18 protein-coding genes are annotated in these 22,359 nt (G+C 28.2%); 13 read left to right on the top strand and 5 right to left on the bottom strand.

Annotated features, from left to right (window positions below):
- The first annotated feature begins 514 nt into the window (after positions 1–514).
- A complete protein-coding gene (locus tag KQI36_RS03780; RefSeq protein ID WP_216449660.1) occupies positions 515–1,819 on the top strand; it encodes a bifunctional folylpolyglutamate synthase/dihydrofolate synthase in 1,305 nt (434 codons plus the stop codon).
- 194 nt (positions 1,820–2,013) lie between these two features.
- The gene (locus KQI36_RS03775; protein ID WP_216449659.1) at positions 2,014–2,883 is read left to right on the top strand and encodes a YncE family protein; all 870 of its coding nucleotides are present in this window, start codon (positions 2,014–2,016) and stop codon (positions 2,881–2,883) included.
- Between the two features lie 2 nt (positions 2,884–2,885).
- Here the strand turns inward: KQI36_RS03775 and KQI36_RS03770 are convergent, their stop codons facing one another.
- The gene (locus KQI36_RS03770; protein ID WP_010293119.1) at positions 2,886–3,416 is read right to left on the bottom strand and encodes a DUF4364 family protein; all 531 of its coding nucleotides are present in this window, start codon (positions 3,414–3,416) and stop codon (positions 2,886–2,888) included.
- Between the two features lie 541 nt (positions 3,417–3,957).
- Between KQI36_RS03770 and KQI36_RS03765 the strand changes: the two genes are divergently transcribed.
- A complete protein-coding gene (locus tag KQI36_RS03765) occupies positions 3,958–4,725 on the top strand; it encodes a polysaccharide deacetylase family protein (protein ID WP_216449658.1) in 768 nt (255 codons plus the stop codon).
- A 161-nt stretch (positions 4,726–4,886) separates the two neighbouring features.
- Positions 4,887–5,612: a single-stranded DNA-binding protein gene (locus KQI36_RS03760; RefSeq protein WP_216449657.1), complete on the top strand. Its 726-nt coding sequence runs from the start codon at positions 4,887–4,889 to the stop codon at positions 5,610–5,612.
- 29 nt (positions 5,613–5,641) lie between these two features.
- On the opposite strand, the gene dapD is transcribed toward KQI36_RS03760, so the two are convergent.
- Positions 5,642–6,352, bottom strand: a complete 711-nt coding sequence (dapD, locus tag KQI36_RS03755) for a 2,3,4,5-tetrahydropyridine-2,6-dicarboxylate N-acetyltransferase (RefSeq protein WP_216449656.1) — start codon at positions 6,350–6,352, stop codon at positions 5,642–5,644.
- Between the two features lie 283 nt (positions 6,353–6,635).
- Here dapD and KQI36_RS03750 point away from each other — a divergent pair, with 283 nt between their 5' ends.
- On the top strand, positions 6,636–7,175 hold the full coding sequence (locus tag KQI36_RS03750) for a cob(I)yrinic acid a,c-diamide adenosyltransferase (RefSeq protein ID WP_216449655.1): 540 nt from the start codon (positions 6,636–6,638) through the stop codon (positions 7,173–7,175).
- 22 nt (positions 7,176–7,197) lie between these two features.
- On the top strand, positions 7,198–8,343 hold the full coding sequence (locus tag KQI36_RS03745; protein ID WP_216449654.1) for a pyridoxal phosphate-dependent aminotransferase: 1,146 nt from the start codon (positions 7,198–7,200) through the stop codon (positions 8,341–8,343).
- 26 nt (positions 8,344–8,369) lie between these two features.
- On the opposite strand, the gene dapB is transcribed toward KQI36_RS03745, so the two are convergent.
- From dapB to KQI36_RS03730, 3 genes are all read right to left on the bottom strand, one after another.
- Positions 8,370–9,128, bottom strand: coding sequence for a 4-hydroxy-tetrahydrodipicolinate reductase (dapB, locus tag KQI36_RS03740; protein WP_216449653.1), 759 nt, complete (start codon positions 9,126–9,128; stop codon positions 8,370–8,372).
- Between the two features lie 73 nt (positions 9,129–9,201).
- The gene (gene dapA, locus KQI36_RS03735) at positions 9,202–10,080 is read right to left on the bottom strand and encodes a 4-hydroxy-tetrahydrodipicolinate synthase (protein WP_216449652.1); all 879 of its coding nucleotides are present in this window, start codon (positions 10,078–10,080) and stop codon (positions 9,202–9,204) included.
- A 46-nt stretch (positions 10,081–10,126) separates the two neighbouring features.
- Positions 10,127–11,125, bottom strand: coding sequence for an aspartate-semialdehyde dehydrogenase (locus tag KQI36_RS03730; protein WP_216449651.1), 999 nt, complete (start codon positions 11,123–11,125; stop codon positions 10,127–10,129).
- Between the two features lie 1,341 nt (positions 11,126–12,466).
- Here KQI36_RS03730 and KQI36_RS03725 point away from each other — a divergent pair.
- The 7 genes from KQI36_RS03725 (at position 12,467) to KQI36_RS03695 (ending at position 22,330) form a co-directional block, all read left to right on the top strand.
- On the top strand, positions 12,467–14,149 hold the full coding sequence (locus KQI36_RS03725) for a peptide ABC transporter substrate-binding protein (protein ID WP_216449650.1): 1,683 nt from the start codon (positions 12,467–12,469) through the stop codon (positions 14,147–14,149).
- 79 nt (positions 14,150–14,228) lie between these two features.
- The gene (locus KQI36_RS03720) at positions 14,229–15,176 is read left to right on the top strand and encodes an ABC transporter permease (protein ID WP_010293103.1); all 948 of its coding nucleotides are present in this window, start codon (positions 14,229–14,231) and stop codon (positions 15,174–15,176) included.
- Between the two features lie 12 nt (positions 15,177–15,188).
- Positions 15,189–16,118 (top strand): ABC transporter permease, encoded by a 930-nt coding sequence (locus tag KQI36_RS03715; protein ID WP_216449649.1) that lies wholly within the window; start codon positions 15,189–15,191, stop codon positions 16,116–16,118.
- Positions 16,119–16,133: 15 nt separating this feature from the next.
- Positions 16,134–17,159, top strand: coding sequence for an ABC transporter ATP-binding protein (locus KQI36_RS03710; RefSeq protein ID WP_216449648.1), 1,026 nt, complete (start codon positions 16,134–16,136; stop codon positions 17,157–17,159).
- Complete coding sequence (locus KQI36_RS03705) at positions 17,159–18,139, top strand: ABC transporter ATP-binding protein (protein ID WP_010293098.1); 981 nt, start codon at positions 17,159–17,161, stop codon at positions 18,137–18,139. The genes KQI36_RS03710 and KQI36_RS03705 overlap by 1 nt, the downstream gene beginning before the upstream one ends.
- Before the next feature lie 561 nt (positions 18,140–18,700).
- A complete protein-coding gene (locus tag KQI36_RS03700; protein WP_216449647.1) occupies positions 18,701–20,404 on the top strand; it encodes a peptide ABC transporter substrate-binding protein in 1,704 nt (567 codons plus the stop codon).
- A gap of 228 nt (positions 20,405–20,632) precedes the next feature.
- Positions 20,633–22,330: a peptide ABC transporter substrate-binding protein gene (locus KQI36_RS03695; protein ID WP_216449646.1), complete on the top strand. Its 1,698-nt coding sequence runs from the start codon at positions 20,633–20,635 to the stop codon at positions 22,328–22,330.
- The last annotated feature ends 29 nt before the right edge of the window (positions 22,331–22,359 follow it).

Below are 22,359 nucleotides of genomic sequence, written 5' to 3'. Positions count from 1 at the left end.
GACTGGCTTTGATTTATTAGTAGAAAAATATAAAACTAGAAGAGCATCAAGTGTTAGCGGAGAAAATAGACCTTATCGTGCCTGTCCCATTTGTTATGGAGCCAATGTTTAGAGGTATTGCTTGTTTAAATTTTTAGATAAGACCAAATTAAAAAGATACGTTGAGAATTACTAGGAACGAAGTGAGTAGTAATAACCACAACTGTTCACTATTCACTCTTAACTTTTGACTAAAATAATTTGTTAGTTATTGATAAAATATTAATTTGAGTTTTCTCATTTGATAAATGAATAACTTTAAAACTTAACTTGGAACCTTATATGAATACAGTTTTATAAATTAAGAAAATAAATTGGTGAAAAGTTCTTTTAAATAGGTTTTATATTGTTTCAGTTTAAGAATAAAAAGAGTTATACATACAAGGTTTTTTCTATATTAAATGTATTAAATATGATAAAATCATATATAGATAAATTAAGAATTTTACGTTACTTAAAGACGGGGGGCTTACAAATGAATTATGAAGAAGCTATTAGATATATAAAAGAAACAGCTAAATTTGGAAGTAAATATGGGCTTGAAAGAACAGAAAAATTATTAGAGTTTTTAGGGAATCCCCATAAAAAAATAAAAACAATTCATGTTGCAGGAACTAATGGTAAAGGGTCTACAACAGCAATGTTAACTTCAATTCTTATGGATAGTGGTTATGCTGTGGGAACGTATATATCGCCTTATATAGAAGAATTCGAAGAAAGAATACAAATAAATAGAAAAAATATAACTAAAGATGACTTGTGTTATATAGTTTCTAAGGTTAAAGAAGCAGTAGAAAAAGTTTGTGAATGTGGATATGGAAATCCAACAGAGTTTGAAATAATAACCTGCTGTGGATTTTTATATTTCTATAATAAAAATGTTGATTTTGTAGTAGTGGAAGTAGGTCTTGGAGGAAGATTAGATTCTACAAATGTTATAAATCCAATTTTAAGTATAATAGGTTCTATAAGTTATGACCATACACAGATATTAGGTGATACAATTGAAAAAATAGCCTATGAAAAGGCAGGTATAATAAAAGAGAATACACCGATTGTATTATTTCCACAAAAAAAAGAAGTAGAACTAGTTGTTGAAAGTGTTGCAAAAGATAAAAATGCTCCGCTTATAAAAGTACCAAATGATATTGCAGAATTTGATAAAGTAATTACTATAGATGAGGAAAAAAATTTAGCACAACATATATTAATTAAAGATGATATGTTGCAAGAGTACGATTTAGCATTATTAGGAACTCATCAGATATCTAATTCTACTGTAGCAATCTATGCAGCAAAAGAACTTATAAAATTAGGAGTTAATATATCTAAAAAAAATATAATAGAAGGATTAAAAAAAGTTAAATGGCCAGCAAGACTAGAAATTATGAATAGTAGTCCTATGGTAGTCATAGATGGTGCACATAACATAGATGGAATAAAAAAATTAGATGAAAGTATAAAAAAATATTTTCACTATAAAAAGATGGTATTAATATTGGGGATATTAGCAGATAAACAAGTTAAGGATATGGTAGATGTTATAGCACCTAATGCATATAAAGTAATTTGTGTTACCCCTAATAGTGAAAGGGCAGAATTAGCAACAGAATTAAAAAAAGAGATAGATAGGTTAGAAATTGATTGTGAAGCTATAAAAACTTATGAAGAGGCTTATAAAAAAGCTTTATCATACTGTGAAGATGAAGATTTATTATTAATAAGTGGATCTTTATATATGATTGGAGATATGAGAAAAATAATTAGAAATTTTAAGTAAGGCATAATCAAATAAATAATAGACTAATATGCTTCAAATCTTTGGTCTATTATTTATTTTCACATGCCTAATAAATCGAAAAATGACAAAAACTGTATCATAATAAATCACCTTAACATAAGATATATGTATAAAAGTAATAGACTTATATGTGTAAGTTTTAAAATATTTATGTCTTGTGAGGAGGTGATTTTTTGAGTTATCTTTATATTTGTAATTCTGCTAGCGATAGGATAGATAAAATAAATATTAATGATTTTACTTTAGAAAAACCTATAGAATTAAATTATCATGAAAAAATAAAACCGTTTAATATATGTATTGATAACAAAGCATTTATAATATCTAGTTTTGAAAACAATAAAATATATTTGTTTAAAAATGATGGAGGTATAGAAGAATTTTATATAGGATCAGGATGTAGTCATATGGGGTTAATAGGCGATAAGTTATATATAATTTGTGAAGAATCTAACACCATAGTATGTTTTGATATTTTATCTAAAGAACTAGTAGAAGTAATAAGCTGTGGTATATCACCTCATAGTTTAGACTTTTCACCAGAAAATAATAGTATTGTTGTAGCAAATACTTTAAGTAATGATATAAGCATAATAAATTTAAAAGAAAAAGAAAAAATAAAAAATATGAAGGTAGGTAATTATCCTGTAAAAGCTTTATGGTATGAAAATGGTGAAAAAATATTAGTATGTGAAAGTAATATGGGCGAGGAGACAAAGGGTGAATTAAAAGTTATATCGCTAAAAGATAATAAAATAGCTAGTATAACTATAGGTAATATACCTATAGATATGTGTTGTTATAATAATTATTGTTATATATCAAATTTTGGCGATGGAACAATAACAATTGTTGATATTACAAAATTAAAAAAAGTTGATGAAATAGAAATAGGAGGTATATTAAAAGATATTCTGGTGGATGAAAAAAATATATATGTTGAAGATATATATTATAATCAATTGATAAAAATAGATAAAATAAGTAAAAGTAAAAAAATCATTCCTTTAAATTTTGAGCCCAAAGGAATGATTAAAATTTAAGTTTAATCTTCGTCAATTAATGCATTAATAATTTTTGTATATAAATCTGAAGAATTAGATTTCCATCTATAACAAAGTTCTCTAGCTTGCTTATTAGAAGCCACACTAACTTTTAAATCTATAAGTGTTGTATCATTTTCAGAAGCAATTAAATTAACTAAATAACTATTTTTATTTTCTATAGTATAATCAGCAGTTACAGTAAGCTCTTTTTTTATACTAGAGATTTTATGTTCCATATATTCTTCAAGCTGAGAAAGTTTTTCTTTAGAGATTCTGTTTTCAAATAATGAAAGAACTTCTTTTCCGTTATCAGCAATAACTAGCCTATCTTTCCCGTGGTCAGTAATATGTTTTAAAAGATTTGCAGAGGTCAGTTCTACTATATATTGCTGTAGCGTGAAATAATTCATAAAGTTATTTTCTAAAATTATTTCTGTAATTTGCATATTGGAAATAGGAAGTTTGATTTTATTTAGAATATATAATAATAATAATTTATTCTCTGCTAAGTTCATAGAATCTTCAAACATTCAATTTCCTCCTTTGAATAAAAGTAAAGACTTATCAATAAAATATAAGTTTAATTATTTAATAGCTTATATTTATATTAATATTATAGTAAAATACTTACTCAATTAATTTATAAGTTATAAGAATGTTTTAAACATTTTCTTATACTTAAGTTAATTAAAAGTAGTATTTACCTTATGGGTATCCAAAATTCATACTTTGCAATTTTGGAGCCCTATATATTTATATTATATAAAGTAACCCAGTTAATTATTTTTATTTTAATAAAATAATTAAATTCACATTAAATTAAAATTATTTTATGAACATTAAAGGTTGATTTTAAATGTTTTCTCTATTAATAAAGTAATTTTGAGCATGTATTCATTTTAAAAGTGTTCTTAAATATATTTTAAAATGTAATGTGAAAATTAAGTTCATATTACATTATATCAATGATTAAAAATTATTTCATTATATTTATATTAAAAATTAAAATAGTTTTAGTAATATAGTGAATCAGATTTGAATAATATTTAATTGAACTAGGTAGTTAATTTTATGGAGGGGATAGAGATATTTAAGGGGGAAAAAAGATTCATAATTACTTTATCAATACTTATGATTATTGGACTTACTATTATAGGAATAAGTAGTACAAGCACTCTTCAGGTGGTTTCGCAAAGCAATAAAAAGTTGCCTATTTATTCAGTTGAAACAAAAGAGAAAAAGATAGCTATAACATTTGATACTACCTGGGGAGAAAACAATATAGATGAAATTTTAGATGTTCTAGATAAGTACAATGCTAAAGCTACATTTTATATGGTTGGCCTTTGGATAGATGATTTTCCAGAAGAAGTAAAAGAAATTGATAAAAGGGGGCATGAATTAGGAAATCATAGTAATAAACATCCAAATATGACTTCTATATCAAAAGAAAAAATAATAAAAGAACTGGATATAACTGACGCAAAATTATTAGATGTTACTAATAAAACCAGTAAAACTTTTAGATTTCCAGAAGGTGCATTTAATGATATGGCATTAGATATTGTAGAGAAAACAGGTAGAAAATGTATACAATGGAATGTAGATAGTATAGATTGGAAAGGTGAAGGTGCAGAAATTGAAGCAGAAAGAGTTCTAAAAAAAGCTAAAGAAGGATCTATAGTACTATTTCATAATGCAAAATATACGCCACAATCCTTAGCAATGGTTTTAGAAAAATTATCAAAAGAAGGGTACGAATTTGTTACCATCACAGACTTAATCTATGATGATGGATACAAAATAGATGGTAATGGAAGGCAAATAAAAAACAAATAATACATTGCATAGAAATACTATTTGTATTATAATGGAAACAAATGATTAAAGGTATAAAATTAAGAATTATAAGAATTTTCATAAAATTGGTCATAGTTATCGGATAAGAAGAATATACTATGATATAAAACTAAACTGAACTAAGGGAAAGAGGGGTTACTATGGACAATACAATGTTGAATAACAAAATTTATTTAGAGGGTAAAATTATATCAGGATTAGAATTTAGTCATGAAATGTATGGAGAAGGGTTTTATAATTTTAGTTTAGAAGTTCCAAGATTAAGTGATACTACTGATATTTTAAATATAACAGTTTCAGAAAGACTTACAACTGGTATAGATATGAATTTAGGAACAGAATTAATAGTAGAAGGACAGTTAAGATCTTATAATAAATTTGTAGATGGATCTAATAGACTTATATTAACTGTTTTTGCTAGAGATATTAGAGAGTTAAAAGAAAAAAGTAAAAACCCAAATCAAATTTTCTTAGATGGATATATATGTAAAGAGCCTATATATAGGACAACTCCTTTTGGTAGAGAAATTGCAGATATGTTATTAGCAGTAAATAGATTATATAACAAGTCAGATTATATACCTACTATTGCATGGGGAAGAAATTCAAGGTTCTGTAGGAGTTTAGAAGTTGGCGATAACATAAGAATTTGGGGAAGAGTTCAAAGTAGAGAGTATCAAAAAAGAATATCTGATACTGAAGTAGTTAAAAAAATAGCATATGAAGTTTCTATATCAAAAATGGAAAGAGTTGAAGAAGACGAAAGTGATATAGCTATTTGTGATACAGAAAATAAGGAATTTGATATGGAAGATAATGAAAATAAAGATTGTAATGATAGTGAAAAAATTCAAGATGTAATATAGAAAATAAAAAAAGGTGCTGTGCACCTTTTTTATTTTCTAAGATCATCTAACAGTTCAGTTTTTCCTTTAGTTTTATTATCTACAGATTTAATAATTTTAGCAGGGCAACCTGCAACAACTACATTGTCAGGTACATCTTCAGTAACAACAGAACCTGCTGCTACAACAGAGTTTGCACCAATTTTTACACCTTCAAGTATAACGGCATTAGCACCAATTAGAGAATTATCTCCAATTTCACATGAAGATTTGCTAGGTGGTTCTAAAACCCCAGCAACTACAGCACCAGCTCCAAGATGAACTCTTTTACCTAGTTTTCCTCTAGCACCTATTACTGCATTCATATCAACCATGCTCTCTTCACCAATTTCAGCACCAATATTAATAACTGCACCCATCATTACAACCGCATTTTTACCAATACTAACTTTATCTCTAATTATAGCGCCTGGTTCTATTCTAGCATTTATATCTTTCATATCTAGCATAGGAATTGCAGAATTTCTTCTATCATTTTCTACTCTAAAATTATTGATTATACTATTATTTTTATCTAAGAAATCTTTAACCTCATCATAGTTTCCAAATAATATGTAAAAATTTCCATGGCCATAACATTCTATGTTATCAAATTTACAATTGCTTAAATCACCATTTACATATACTTTTACTGGAGTAGCTTTTTTTGATTCTTTTATAAATCTAGCTATCTCATATGGATCTGTTAAATTATAATTCATATATATAACTCCTTTCATTAGTTAATACTCACAACATAAATGATATAATAAAATAAAAATTATTTAAAGACATATATGTAATATTTATTTGTTTTTATAAAAAACTTTATACGTTAATATAAAACTATACAGTAACCATTATAAATTATCAACATAAATTCAATTTATATATTTATGAAATAAAATTTTTAAAAACTATAAAATTAAAGGTTTTTATAAAAAATGAATAGTATTTTACAATTAGATTTAAAATACATATATAATGAAGTAGGAGGAAATAATTTTGGGAAATTTAAAAGAAGGATATATTCAAATATATACAGGAAATGGAAAAGGTAAAACTACTGCAGCTATGGGTTTAGCAACTAGAGCAGCAGGGAATAAATACACTGTATATGTTGTTCAGTTTTTGAAAACAGGAAATACAGGTGAGCTTGAAAGTGCTAAAAAAATGGCTCCATATTTTAATATATTTAGGTTTGAAAAGACTAAAGGATTTTTCTGGACTTTAAATGAAGAAGAAAAACAACAATTAAAGCTAGAAATAAGAGAAGCATATAATTTTTGTTTAGATACTATAAAAAATAGAACATGTGATATTTTGATATTAGATGAAGTGATTGGTGCTGTAACAAATAAACTTTTAACAGAAGAACAGATAATATACATTATGGATAATAAGCCTAAAGATATGGAACTTATAATCACTGGAAGAGATCTTCCTGAAAAAATAGCAGAAAAGGCAAATCTTATAACGGAGATGAAAGAAGTTAAGCATTATTATAATGAAGGAGTTCCAGCTAGAAAAGGAATAGAATTTTAATATAGAATTGGGGTAATTAAAGATGGATAATATTTTTTGCAAAAATATAGAAAAAGTAGAGATATCAGGTATAAGAAAATTTTATAATAAGGTTTTAAAGGTTAATGATGCAATATCATTAACGCTAGGTCAACCAGATTTTCCAATGCCAGAATCAGTGAAAAATGGAGTTTTAAAAGCAGTTGAGGAAAATAAAACTACATATACACCAAATGCTGGGATATTAGAGCTTAGACAAGAAATAAGTGCATACTTAAAAAATAATAGTATAGAGTATGAAGAAGATGAAATATGCATTACAGTAGGTGGTAGTGAAGGTCTTATGAGCACTTTTATGGCACTTATAAATAGTGGAGATAAAGTATTAATACCTAATATAGCATATCCTGCATATGAAAGTATAACTAAAATCGTAGGTGGTGAAATAGTAAATTACAATTTGAATGAGGATTTTACTATAAATATTAGTCATTTGAAGGAAATGATTAATACTCACAAACCTAAGATATTAGTATTATCATGTCCAAGTAATCCTTGTGGAAGTATACTTACATTAGAGGAAAGGGAAAGCTTGCATAACATAATAAAGGAAAATGATATTATAGTTATAAGTGATGAAATTTATGCATCTCTTTGTTATGGTGACTATTATTCTATAAGTCAGTGTTATGATATAAGAGAAAAGATAATAATGGTTAGTGGTTTTTCTAAGATGTTTTCTATGACTGGTTTAAGAATAGGATATATATGTACTACAAAAGATATTATGAAAAATATACTAAAGGTACATCAATATAATGTATCTTGTGCTACATCTATAAGTCAGTATGGGGCTTTGTCAGGATTAAAATATGGTCTTAAAGATGTTGAAACTATGAAATTAGAATTTAAAAAGAGAAGAGATTATGTATATACGCGATTGAAAGATATGGGATTTAAGGTGTGCAGACCAGAAGGGGCTTTTTACATATTCCCATCAATAAGAAAATTTAATATGACTAGTGAAGAATTTTGTCATAGACTTTTAAATGAAGAAAAAGTAGCAATAGTTCCAGGAACTGCTTTTGGAGAAGGTGGCGAAGGATATATTAGAATATCTTATTGTTATAGCAATGAGGAATTAAAAGCTGCTTTAAAAAAATTAGAAAATTTCATAAAAAAAATATAGCTCTAGATTCTCTAGAGCTATATTTTTTATAAATTAGTATTTACGATATTATCCATAGAGTATAAACCTTTAGATTTATTAAACATAAATTCACAGGCTCTTAATGCACCTATTGCAAAAACTTCTCTAGAAATAGCAGAATGTTTTATTGAAATAACTTCACCGGCACCAGCAAATATAACTTCATGTTCTCCAACTATATTTCCACCACGAACTGTGTGTATACCTATCTCTTTATCATCTCTTTTGGAGATTCCTTCTCTTCCATATATGAAATTAGTATCTGAATCTATAGAATTTTTAATAGTGTTAGCAAGAAGTAATGCGGTACCACTAGGTGCATCTACTTTTTGATTATGATGTTTTTCTATTATTTCTATATCAAAATCTTTGAAAAGTAAATTACTTATATTTTTTAACACAGAATTGACTATATTTATACCAATAGACATATTTGCAGAATAGAAAATAGGAATAGTATTAGATAATTCTAGTATTTGTGATTTTTCTTCTTTAGAATATCCTGTAGTACAAAATATCACAGGTTTATTATTTTTAAGTGCAAAAGTTGAAATATCTTTTAAAGAATCTGGTCTAGAAAAATCTAAAATTACATCTATATCTATATTACAATCAGATATAGTATTAAATATTGGATAATTTAAAGTGTTATCATTAAATTTATCAATACCAGCTACTATTTCTAAATTTTTAAAGTTTTTAGATGTGGAAGAAATCATTTTTCCCATTTTTCCACTACATCCAACTAAAAGTACTTTTATCATAGTATCCTCCTAAATGATTTAAAGATTATATTCTATATGGTTTTAAATTATGGGCATATAGAATCTTTAAATTTTATAATAAGTTATGAGCAGATAAAGAAGATTTTAAAGCTTCCTTATTTTTATCTTCCATATCAACAAGTGGTAATCTTAAATCACCTACATTTTTGTTCATTAAATTAAGAGCTGTTTTAACAGGAATAGGATTAGTTTCTATAAATAAATTGTTAGATAAATCCAATGTATCTAATTGTAGCTGTAGAGCGTCATTAACATTACCCTCTTCAAATAATTTGCATATATTATGAACTTTATTAGGAATCACATTAGCAAGAACAGATATAACACCTATACCGCCCATAGCTAATATTGGAACTATTTGATCATCATTTCCAGAATAAATATCTAGTTTATCTTTACATAGAGCTTTTATTTTTATAATTTGGCTCATATCTCCACTAGCTTCTTTAACTGCAACTATATTTTTAAATTCACATATTTCTTTTAATACTTCAGGCGGTATATTCATGCCAGTTCTACCTGGTACATTATAAACTATTATTGGTGTATTTACATTATCGTTAACAGCTTTAAAATGTGCAACAAGACCTTTTTTGCTAGTTTTATTATAATATGGATTTATAACTAATAATCCATCTACTCCCACTGATTCAGCATATTTACTCATTTCTATAGCAGAAGCTGTATTGTTACTTCCAGTACCAGCAATTACAGGAATTCTTTTATTTATAGTATCAACAGTAAATTTTATTGTATCTTTTTTTTCTTTTTCAGTCATTGTAGAAGCTTCACCGGTAGTTCCACAAATAATAATTGCATCTGTATCATTAGAGATATGCCATTCCAATAATTCTTTTAATTTATTAAAGTCAACTCCTGTTTTAGTAAAAGGGGTAATTATAGCTACTCCAGAACCTTTAAAAATACTCATATTAACAATCCTTTCTAAAATAAATTTATATTTCTAAAATATATAATTAAATAAGATTTTTTTCAATAAATACTTCAGCAATTTGAATTGCATTTAGTGCGGCACCTTTTCTTATATTGTCAGCAACAACCCAAAGATTGATTCCATTGTCTGTGCTAAAATCTCGTCTAATTCTACCAACATAAACTTCATCTTTCCCAGCAACATCTATAGGCATAGGATAAATACAATTTTCAATATCATCTTTTAAAACTATACCTTTAGAAGAGGCATAAAGTTTAAATATATCTTCTATATTAAAAGAAGATTTTAGTTCAACATTAATACTTTCACTATGACCATGATATACAGGAACTCTAACAGTAGTTGCTGTTATTTTTAAAGAATCATCATGAAAGATTTTTCTTGTTTCATTTATCATTTTCATTTCTTCTTTAGTGTATCCATTCTCTAAGAACACGTCTATTTGTGGTATTAAATTAAAAGCTATAGGAGATGTAAATTTCTTAGGACTTTCTCCTTTTGAACCATTTTCAAGATCTTTAAATCCACCTAGACCAGCTCCAGAAACAGCTTGGTAAGTTGAATATATGATTCTATCTATTCCATATACATCATATAGTGGTTTTAAAGCTACCATTGCTTGTATTGTAGAACAATTAGGATTGGCAATTATACCTTTGTGATTTTTTATATCTTCCCAATTAACTTCTGGAACAACTAATGGAACGGCAGGGTCCATTCTAAAAGCACTACTATTATCTATAACTATAGCTCCATATTTTACGAAAGTTTTAGCAAATTTTAAACTAGTATCACCACCAGCTGAAAATAATGCAAAGGTAATTTTTTTATTTTTAATATTAGCTTCTGTTAATTCTTCTACAATTACTTTTTTATTTTTAAAAACTAAAGTACTACCTGCAGAACGTTTGGAAGAAAAGAAATAAATATTATCTATAGGAAAGTTTCTTTCTTCCAATATACTTATAAATTGTCTTCCTACCATACCAGTAGCACCTACAACAGCTACATTATAATTCAAAATAATCACTCCTCAAATATATATTATAATCCGTATTACATGAGAAAATATAATTGATATATTAGCTCCAAAATTAAGTTGTTAATATTAGAATTAAAATTTATTTCTCTATAATAGTATTATATATTTTTACATAATAAAGTTATATACCTTTGTAAAAATATGCATATTAAAATATATGAAACAATATAAAAAATATTAGCTTCTATATAGTATATTAAAATAATTATATAAAAAAAGATATATATATATGAATAAAAAATAAAAAAATAGGAATGAAAACAATTGCACTATGAAAAAAATGCAATTAATTTCAAATTCTATTGCAAAATAAAAAGAAAAAATTAAAATAAAACAAAAAAAGAATCATGTAATAAATTTACAGAATAATAAACAATGTATGAATTGTTAAAAGTTGCTTTAAAAAAAATTGCAATTTTTATGAAAAACAAATAAATTTTAAAAATAAAACAGAAAAATTTAAAATAAAGATATAAAACTTAACATAACAAACAAAATATACTAAGTGTAAGTTAGAAAAAATTATTTTAAAATAGTAAACGGTATACAAATAAAATACATTTTAAATCAGTCATTGTTAAAAAAAAATTAAAAAATAGTTTTAAATTTAAGCATAATAAATATAATTACTTACATAAATATATATATAAATAAAATATAATAAGTTAAAAAATAGAAAAAATATTAAAAAAATCAGGAGGATATTTATTATGACTTAAATTTAAATAACAAATAGTGAAAAATAAATAATTAGTAGTTAATTTTAACACAGCTTAAAAATAATAGTTTCAAAGATAAACTTTAAACTAATTATTTGTAAAACAATTAGAGTATATTAAAAAAATAAATGATTAATATTAAATTGTAAAAAGTATATTCTATATTGAATATAATAGTAGAAAAAAGAACAATGTTTACAAATTAGAAATAAATTTTTCCAAAATAGAGAAAATTAATGACTTTTAGCATTAGAAAAATAAAAAAAATTTGAAAAAATCATTAAAAGTAATAAAATTTCATAAACAAATGAAAACTAAATTGTTTGACAATTGAAAAGTGATGTGATAGTATTATAAAAAATAAAAATTTCCAAATAATTCTGTTTGGATTTTGGTAAAAAGTTAAGTATAAAAGTTAAGTGGCAGTGTTTAAAAATATATATAAAATATGAATATATTTAAAATTAAAATATTAATAAATTGAAAATTTAGATAAAAATAAAATTTTATGATTTAGGGCGTAAAATTAATTGGAATTATCTAAAAATTCAAAATATAATACGCAATTAAATTCATTGCCACAAAATAAGGGGGACTAATAATGAAAAGCAAAAGAATGTTAGCAACAATATTAGCAGTTTCTTTAACTGCATCTATAGCTCTTACTGGTTGTGGAAGTGGTGGAAGTGAAAGTGCTAATGGAGAAAATGTAGGAGAGGGAACAAAGGATGCAGAGCAATATTTAAATGTATTGACATTGGAACCAAAAACCTTAGATGTTTCTAAAAGTTCTGATACTTATTCTTCAGAGGTTTTAGTTCAATGTATGGATGCATTAACAAGAACAGAAACTAAAGATGGAAAGGAACAAGTTGCTGGAGGAGTAGCAGAAAGTTGGACAACTTCCGAGGATGGATTAAAGTGGACATTTAACTTAAGAGACTCTAATTGGAGTGATGGAAAACCTGTTACTGCTAAAGATTTTGAATACTCAATAAAAAGAACAATGAAACCAGAAACTGGTTCACCTTACGCATTCTTATTATATCCGATAAAAAATGCGGAACAAGTGAATTCAAGTAAGTTACCAATTGAAGAATTAGGAGTTAAAGCAGTTGACGATAAAACATTGGAAATTACACTAGAAAGTCCATGTGCTTACTTCTTGGGAATAACATCTTTTAAAGTAATGCAACCACAAAGACAAGATATTGTAGAGCAAAATGAAGAAAAATATGGCTCTGAAGCGAATACATTAATATTTAATGGACCATTTAAAATTACAGAGTGGACACATAATAACCAATTTGTATTAGAAAAAAATGATCAATATTGGGATAAAGATAAAGTAAGTTTAGATAAACTAACAATGAAAATAATAAAGGAAGTACCTTCAAGAATGAGTGAGCTTTTAAATGGGTCACTAGATACTTGTGGTGTATCTAAGCCAGAATGGATTAAAAAGTTTGATGAAACTGGAAACTTTAATGTTATAAATAACTATGATGGGGCTACAACATATACATTCTTTAATACTAAGGATAAATATATGTCAAATGCTAAGATAAGAAAGGCATTTATGATAGCTGCAGATAGAGAAGGCTCAGTTCAAACTTTATTTAAAGGTTTAGCAGAACCGGCATATGCTTGGTGCCCACCAGCAGTAAAAAGTGGTGAGGAAACATTTAGAAGTAAATCAGAAGATTTTGTTAAAAAGGTGAAGGATGAAAATTCAGATCCAAAGGCATTGTTAGTAGAGGGATTAAAAGAACTAGGTTTAGATACGGACCCATCTAAACATACATTTAAGTACTTACAGTCTGGCACTAATGCAGAGGCGAAAGAGTTTTCTGATTTTGCACAACAAAATTATAGTCAAGTATTAGGTGTAAATGTTCAAGTGGAACAGGTTGATTTTCCAATCTTCCAGAAAAGAACAAAAGAATTTGATTATCAAATGGCTGCAGCAGCATGGCAAGGTGATTACAATGATCCAATGACATTCTTTGATATGTTTATATCAGGAGCAGGGGTTGTGCCAACTGACTGGAAAAGTGAAGAATACGATGAATTGATTAAGAAAGCTCAAAACTCTACAGACCAAAATGAAAGAGCGGCACTATTTAAACAAGCAGAAGAACTATTAATATATAAAGAAGCAGTTATTTCACCAATGGTTTATAGAAAGAGAAACACTTACGTAGCTAAATATGTTCATGATGTAATGTATCCATTATTCGGAGTAAATGATTATAAATACGCTTATACTTCTGGAAGAAAGTAAGGGTGTTTTACAATAAAAGTGCAACGAACTTATAAAATAGTTCGTTGCAAGCACTTTATTTTAATGGAGGGATGATGTGATGTTAAAATTTACGTTAAAAAGACTGGGGTACATGTTTGTAACGCTATTTATAGCTATAACAATAACATTTATGTTAATACATGCTATACCAGGTGACCCACTGGCTTCTATGGCTAGAAATTTGCCACCGCAAATTAAGGCAAACTATTATCAAAAGTATGGTTTGAATGAGCCAGTAATAGTGCAATATCAAAAATTTATAACAAATGCACTACATGGAGATTTAGGAGAGTCTATAACTTATGCAGGAAGAAGTGTTACAGAATCTATTGCAAGTTATGCACCGATTTCAGCTAAAATAGGAATACAAGCTATAGCAATAGGATTTACTTTAGGAATTTTATTAGGTATTATAGCGGCGTTTAATAGGGGAAAATGGCCTGATTATGTAGTTATGTTTATAGCGATTTTAGGTATTTCTGTACCTAGTTTCGTAATAGGGTCATTATTACAATTCTTCTTCACAGTTAAATGGATGTTATTACCATCAACTGGTTGGGCTGGATTTGGAATAAGTGGACTTAAATACACAGTACTTCCAACTATAGCATTAAGTTTTGGATCTATAGCGACTTATGCAAGATATATGAGAGCAAATTGCCTTGATGTAATAGGACAAGATTATATATTAACTGCAAAATCTAAAGGTGTTTCAAAGGTAAGCTTAATATGGAAGCATGTTATAAGAAATGCGATACTTCCAGCTATAACATTATTAGGACCTCAAATTGCAAATATATTTACAGGATCATTTGTTATTGAAAGTATATTTGCTATACCTGGACTAGGACAATATTTCGTTTCATCAATAAACGATAGAGATTATCCAATGGTTATGGGACAAACAATATTCATTTCTTTTTTATTTATTTTCTCACTATTTGTAGTAGATATAGTATATGGATTAGTTGACCCAAGAATCAGAGTTTCAGGTGGAAAGAAATAGGGGGTGTGTATTATGGCAGAATTATCAAAAGAAAAATTTGAAATTATAGGTTGTAAAGAGTTAGATTCAGATTTAATTTTAAGACCTAGTATGACTTATTGGCAAGACGCTTGGAGAAGATTAAAACAAAACAAAGTTGCAATAGTATCGCTTTGTATATTAATAGCTTTAACTATAATGGTTATTATAGGTCCTATGATAGCAAGAGCTATATCTGGCGTAAGTTTTGAAGTTACAAACAATGATTTAGTAAATCAACCACCAAATTCACAGTATTGGTTTGGTACAGATCAATTAGGAAGAGATACTTTTGGAAGAGTGTGGCAAGGTGGTAGGGTATCTATATTTATAGGTCTTGTTGGAGCTATTATAGATACAGTTCTTGGTGCTATATATGGTGGCGTTGCAGGATTCTTTGGCGGAATAGTTGATGATATAATGATGAGAATATTAGAAATATTAGTAAGTATACCTTATTTAATAATAGTAATATTATTTTCTTTGATATTTGGCAAGGGAATTGGAGCGTTGATTTTAGCCATGACCGTTACAGGATGGTGTTATATGGCTAGACTTGTTAGAGGACAATTACTACAAATAAAAGAGCAAGAATATGTTCTTGCAGCAAAGGCACTAGGTGCAAGTTCATCAAGAATAATAGCAAGACACTTAATACCAAACACACTAGGTGTTATGATTGTTGCCATAACATTTGATATACCTGGATTTATATTTGGTGAAGCATTTTTAAGTTATATTGGACTTGGCGTACAATCACCAGACACAAGCTGGGGTGCATTGGCATCAGCTGCTCAACAGAACTTAATATTCTATCCAGAGCAATTGTTCTTCCCAGCATTAGCGATTTCTTTAACGATGCTATCATTCCAATTACTTGGAGATGGTCTGAGAGACGCATTAGATCCAAAATTACGTCAGTAGTAGGAGGGAATAGCTATGGAAAAAATATTAGATATAAAAGATTTGAGAGTTTCGTTTCATACTTATGCTGGTGAAGTTCAATCAGTAAGAGGTATAAGCTTTCATTTAAATAAAGGTGAAACATTGGCAGTAGTTGGAGAATCTGGTTGTGGTAAAACTGTTACAGCGAAAGCTATAATGAGATTGCTTCCAGAACCGATGCCAGCAGAGATTAAAGAAGGAAGTAAAATTGAATTTGATGGGAATAGTGTTTTAGATATGGATGAAAAAGAATTAAGAGAGCTTAGAGGTGCGGATATATCTATGATATTCCAAGATCCTATGACTTCTTTGAATCCAACTATGACAATTGGAAAACAAATATCAGAAAGTTTAATTATTCATAGAGGAATGAGTAAAGATGAGGCTATGAAAGAAGCTATAAAAATGCTTGATCTTGTTAATATTCCTAATGCAGATAAAAGAGCTTATCAATATCCACATGAATTTTCAGGTGGTATGAGACAAAGGGCTATGATAGCTATAGCGCTTGCATGTAACCCTAAGATTCTTATAGCAGATGAGCCAACTACTGCTCTTGATGTTACTATTCAAGCGCAGATTATGGATCTTATAGGAGATTTACAAGAAAAGCTTGGAACAGCTGTTATTTTGGTAACTCATGATTTAGGTGTTGTTGCAGACGTTGCTGATAGAATTCAAGTTATGTATGCAGGACAAATAATAGAAAGAGGAAATTTAGATGAAATATTCTATGATCCACAGCATCCATATACTTGGGCGCTATTGCAATCAGTTCCTAGATTAGATACTAAGAATAAAGATGTATTATATGCATTAAATGGAACACCTCCAGATTTGATAAAGCCACCTGTTGGATGTCCTTTTGCAGCTAGATGTGAATATTGTATGGGAATTTGCAGAGAAGCAATGCCAGAGGTTACAGTTATTAGTGATACTCATGAAGTAGCTTGTTGGTTAAAACATTCAATGGCACCTAAGGTTGAAGTTCCTGAAGTTCTGAAAAGAGGTGAAGAGTAATGGCTGGTGATAGAAGAAAAAAAGATAATAATGAAATTTTAATAAATGTTAAAAATTTAAAAAAATATTTTAATGTAGGAAAAAATGCTACACTAAAAGCTGTTGATGATGTTAGTTTTCATATCTATAAAGGTGAAACTTTAGGACTTGTTGGTGAGTCAGGTTGTGGTAAAACAACTTGTGGTAGAACAGTTATGGGACTTTATGAAGCTACAGATGGAGAAATATTGTTTGATGGTCATGATATAAGTAAGCTAAATAAAAAAGAAAAAAAGCAATTTGCAAGAAGAGCTCAAGTAATATTCCAAGACCCATATGCATCATTAAATCCTAGAATGACTGTTGGTGATATAATTGGTGAAGGTATAGATATACATGGATTATATAGTGGTCAAGAGAGAACTGATAAAATATATCACCTTTTGCAATTGGTTGGATTAAATAAGGAGCACGCGTCAAGATTTCCACATGAGTTTTCAGGTGGACAAAGACAAAGAATAGGTATAGCCAGAGCTCTTGCTATAGAACCAGATTTTATAGTTTGTGATGAGCCTATATCTGCACTAGATGTGTCAATACAGGCTCAGGTAGTAAATCTGCTTATAAAATTACAAAAGGAACTGGGATTAACTTATCTATTTATTGCCCATGATTTATCTATGGTTAAGCATATATCAGATAGAGTTGGTGTTATGTATCTTGGTACTATGGTTGAACTTGCATCAAGTCATGATTTATACGAAAAGCCATTGCATCCATATACTCAAGCGCTACTTTCAGCAATTCCTATACCAGACCCGGAAATTGGAAGGAATAAGAATAGAATAGCTCTTGAGGGAGAAGTTCCAAGTCCTATAAATCCAAAACCAGGATGTAGATTTGCAGCTAGATGTAGATATGCTAAACCTATTTGTAGTGAAAAAAATCCAGAATTCAAAGAAGTTGAACCAAACCACTTTGTAGCATGTCATTTATTATAAAATATGATATGAAGTTTTTATAAAAAAGAATGGTTTTAAATGAATTTATTCATTTGAAGCCATTCTTCTTTTAATGTAGTAAAAGCTTAAAAGGAAGATATTTTATTGCAATAAAGTTGCTAGAATTATACATATGTTTAAAATTGTATATAAATATTCATATTTGCATACAAAAGTTTAAAAATGTTATATTTTCTTATAAGAAAATATTAAAATATTTTCTTTTTTAAATAAATAATAAAGATTGTTAACTAAAATAAGATGCAATAAAGTAAAAAAAAGATGTCAAAAAATAAAGAAAAGAGGTATAAAAACCTTTTCAACAGTATAAATAGCTTTGATATATTCAGAAATATGAATTTATATTATTAAATTATTTCAAAGTTCATAAAAAAGTAACTTGATTTGAGTAGAGCTTTAATATACGCTATAGGTATAATTAAAAATTACAATTAAGTAAAAAAAAGTAATTTTTTAAGTTCTTTTCAAATATATATAAGTATATAATATTGCCAAGTGAATTATTCATTTGCTTAGGTTGATAAAAGGGAGGCTATTTTTATGAAAGGTAAAAGATTATTAGCAGCTTTATTAACACTTTCCTTAACTGCATCTTTAGCTTTAACTGGTTGTGGGGAAAGTAAAAAAAATGATAACAATGCAGCAGGTGGGGATAATAAAGAAGAATCAAAAATGGATGATGAGCAGTATATAAATACGTGGTTAACTCAAGAACCTAAAACACTAGATCAATCAAAATCAAGTGACTTATATTCATCTATTGTTTTAACAAATATAAATGAAGCGCTAACAAGAGTAGAAACTGATGAAAATGGCAAGGAAGTAATTAAAGAAGCTGGAGCAGAAAGTTGGGAAAAGTCAGAAGATGGACTAAAATGGACATTTAAATTAAGGGATATGAAGTGGTCTGATGGACAGCCAGTAACAGCTGAACAATATGTTTATGGTATAACTAGAACGTTAAACCCAGATGTTGGTTCACCATATGGATTCTTATTGTTCCCAATTAAAAATGCACAAGCATATAATGGTGGAAAAGGTAAATTAGAAGATGTAGGGGTAAAGGCTATAGATGATAAAACTATAGAATTTACTTTAGAAAATCCATGCTCTTACTTTTTAAATTTAACATATTTTAAAGTAATGCAACCACAAAGAGAAGATGTAATAGAAAAGTATGGAGATAAATATGGAACAGAAGCAGAGACTATGATGTCATGTGGACCTTTTAAAATGAAAGAGTGGGTACACAATAATAAGATTGAATTAGAAAAAAATCCTGAATACTGGGATGCAGAAAATGTTAAATTAGAAAAAGCTACAATGAAGATTATAAAGGAAACAAGTTCTGCTATGAATGAGCTTTACAATGGTTCTTTAGATATGGCTGGAGTTAGTAAACCAGAATGGATAAAGAAATTTGATGATAGTGGCAACTTCGAAGTCTTAAAAAGTTATGATGGTTCATCAGCATATATGTTCTTTAATCACAAGGATAAATATTTCCAAAATGCAAAAATAAGAAAGGCATTTATGCTAGCAACAGATAGAGAAGGTATGTGTGAAACTTTATATAAAGGGTTAGCAGAACCGGCATTAGCTTGGTGTCCTCCAGCAGTTTCGATTGGTGATGAAGAGTATAGAAAGAAAATTGAGTTCAATCCTGTTGAGGAACTTAAAAAGGAAAACCCAGATGCAAAAGCTTTATTTATAGAAGGATTAAAAGAATTAGGGTTAGATCCAGATCCATCTAAGCATACAATAACCTTTTTACAAGCAGGAACAGATGCAACCTCTAAAGAATTTGCTGATTTTGAACAACAAAATTTCCAAAGTGTATTAGGCGTAAATTTAAAATCAGAATTTTGTGAATGGGCTGTTTTCCAAAGTAGAGAAGAACAACTAGATTATCAAATAGCTTCAATGGGATGGACAGGAGATTATAATGATCCTATGACATTCTTTGATATGTGGATGTCTACAGCTGGCGTTGTGCACAGTGGATGGAAAAATGAAAAATATGATGAATTAATACAAAAAACAACTAAAACTATAGATCCAGAAGAAAGAGCTAAGTTATTTGCAGAGGCAGAAAAAATGTTAGTTTATGATGAAGCAGTGTTTAGTCCAACAGTTTATAGATTTAAGAATTCATATGTTCGTAAGTATGTAAAAAATGCAACAACAAAAACATTTGGCGTTGGAATTATGGATCTTAAATATCTATATACTTCAGGTCGTTAATAAAAAGATAAGGGCTATTCCAGTTATGGAATGGCCCTTTAAAAAACATTTTAAAATACAAATTTTTAATAATACATAATGGTGAAACTTTCATTAGGCTATGAAGAAAATGGTTTAACTATTAATATATGGTTTAAACTGTATTAATAAAACTTAAAAATAGAATTACTTAAGCTGTTTAAGAATATATATTAAGAGAGAAATAAAAAAATTAAGGGGGTAGGGAATATGAAAGGGAAAAGGTTGTTGGCAGCTTTATTAACAATTTCTTTAGGAATGTCTGTTTTTTTGGCAGGTTGCGGAAATGTAAAAAAAGGTGAGAATAGTAAAAATGACAATAAAGAAGAAGCAAAAATGGATAAAGATCAATATTTAAATATGATTTTAGGTGCAGAACCTAAAACATTAGATCCATCTAAAGCAACAGACACAGTGTCGTCTCAAGTTTTAGGAAATGCAATGGAAGCTATAACTCGTTTAGAAGTAGATAAGGATGGAAAAGATACAATTGTACCAGCTGGTGCAGAATCTTGGGAAATGTCTAAAGATGGAACAAAATGGACTTTTAAAATGAGAGATATGAATTGGAGCGATGGACAAAAGGTTACTGTAGATGATTATATATATGGTATAACTAGAACTTTAAATAAAGAGACTGGTTCTCCATATGCGTATTTGTTGTATCCTATAAAAAATGCACAGGCATTTAATACAGGAAAAGCTAAAGCAGAAGACTTAGGACTTAAAAAAGTTGATGAATCTACCTTAGAGTTCACGCTAGAAGCACCATGTACCTATTTCTTAGAACTTACGTATTTTAAAGTTATGGAACCACAAAGAAAAGATTTAATAGAAAAACATGGAGATAAATATGGAACAGAGGCAAATACGTTCTTGTTTACAGGTCCTTATATGATAACTGATTGGGTTCATCAAAGCAAAGTTGAATTAGTTAAAAATCCTAACTATTGGGATAAAGATGCGGTGAAGTTAGAAAAAGTTACTATGAAGATTATAAAAGAAGAAAGTTCAAGAATGAATGAATTATATAATGGATCTATAGATTTAGCTGGTGTTTCTAAGCCGGAATGGATAGAAAAATTGGATAAAACTAATAATTTTGAAGTTAAAAAAGGTTACGATGGTACTGCGTGGTATATAGCATATAATTTTACAGATCCATATTTTAAAAATGCAAAGATAAGAAAGGCATTTACTTATGCTATGGATAGAGAAGGAATGAGTAAAACTTTATTTAGAAATTTAGCAGAACCGGCAACGGCTTGGTGTCCTCCAGGAATACAAATTGGTGGAGAAGAGTATAGAAAGAAAGTTGATTTTAATTTCTTAGATGAATTAAAGAAAGAAGGCACTACAGATCCAAAGGCATTATTAATAGAAGGTCTTAAAGAAGAAAATATGGATCCAGATCCAACAAAGCATACATTTAAATACTTAGAATCTGGAACTGATGCTAGATCCAAAGAATTTGGTGATTTTATGCAACAAAATTTCAAAAGTGTTTTAGGTGTAAATGTAGATATAGATTATGTTGAATGGCCAATATTCCAAGAAAGAACTAATAAATTAGATTACCAAATGGCTCATAAAGGTTGGCTTGGTGATTATAATGATCCAAATACATTCTTTGATATGTGGATATCAACTGCTAAAATGGCTCCTAATGGATGGGAAAGTGAAAAATATGATGAGTTAATAAAGAAAGCAGGTCAAACTACAGATCAGAATGAAAGAGTTAAAATATTTGAAGAAGCAGAAAGGTTGTTACTAGTAGATGAGGCTGTTATAGGACCAACGGTGTTTAGATTTAAAAATACCTATGTTCGAAATTATATTAAAAACTATATGTCTCCAATGTGGGGTGAAGTAGAATTAAAACACACCTATATATCAGGTAGAGAATAGATAAATAAAACATGCGATTTCAAAATAAA

Source organism: Clostridium senegalense (assembly GCF_018916625.1).
Lineage (GTDB): Bacteria > Bacillota > Clostridia > Clostridiales > Clostridiaceae > Clostridium_J > Clostridium_J senegalense.
Note: the sequence above shows the minus strand (reverse complement) of the source record. Positions and strands in the feature narration are given on the sequence as shown.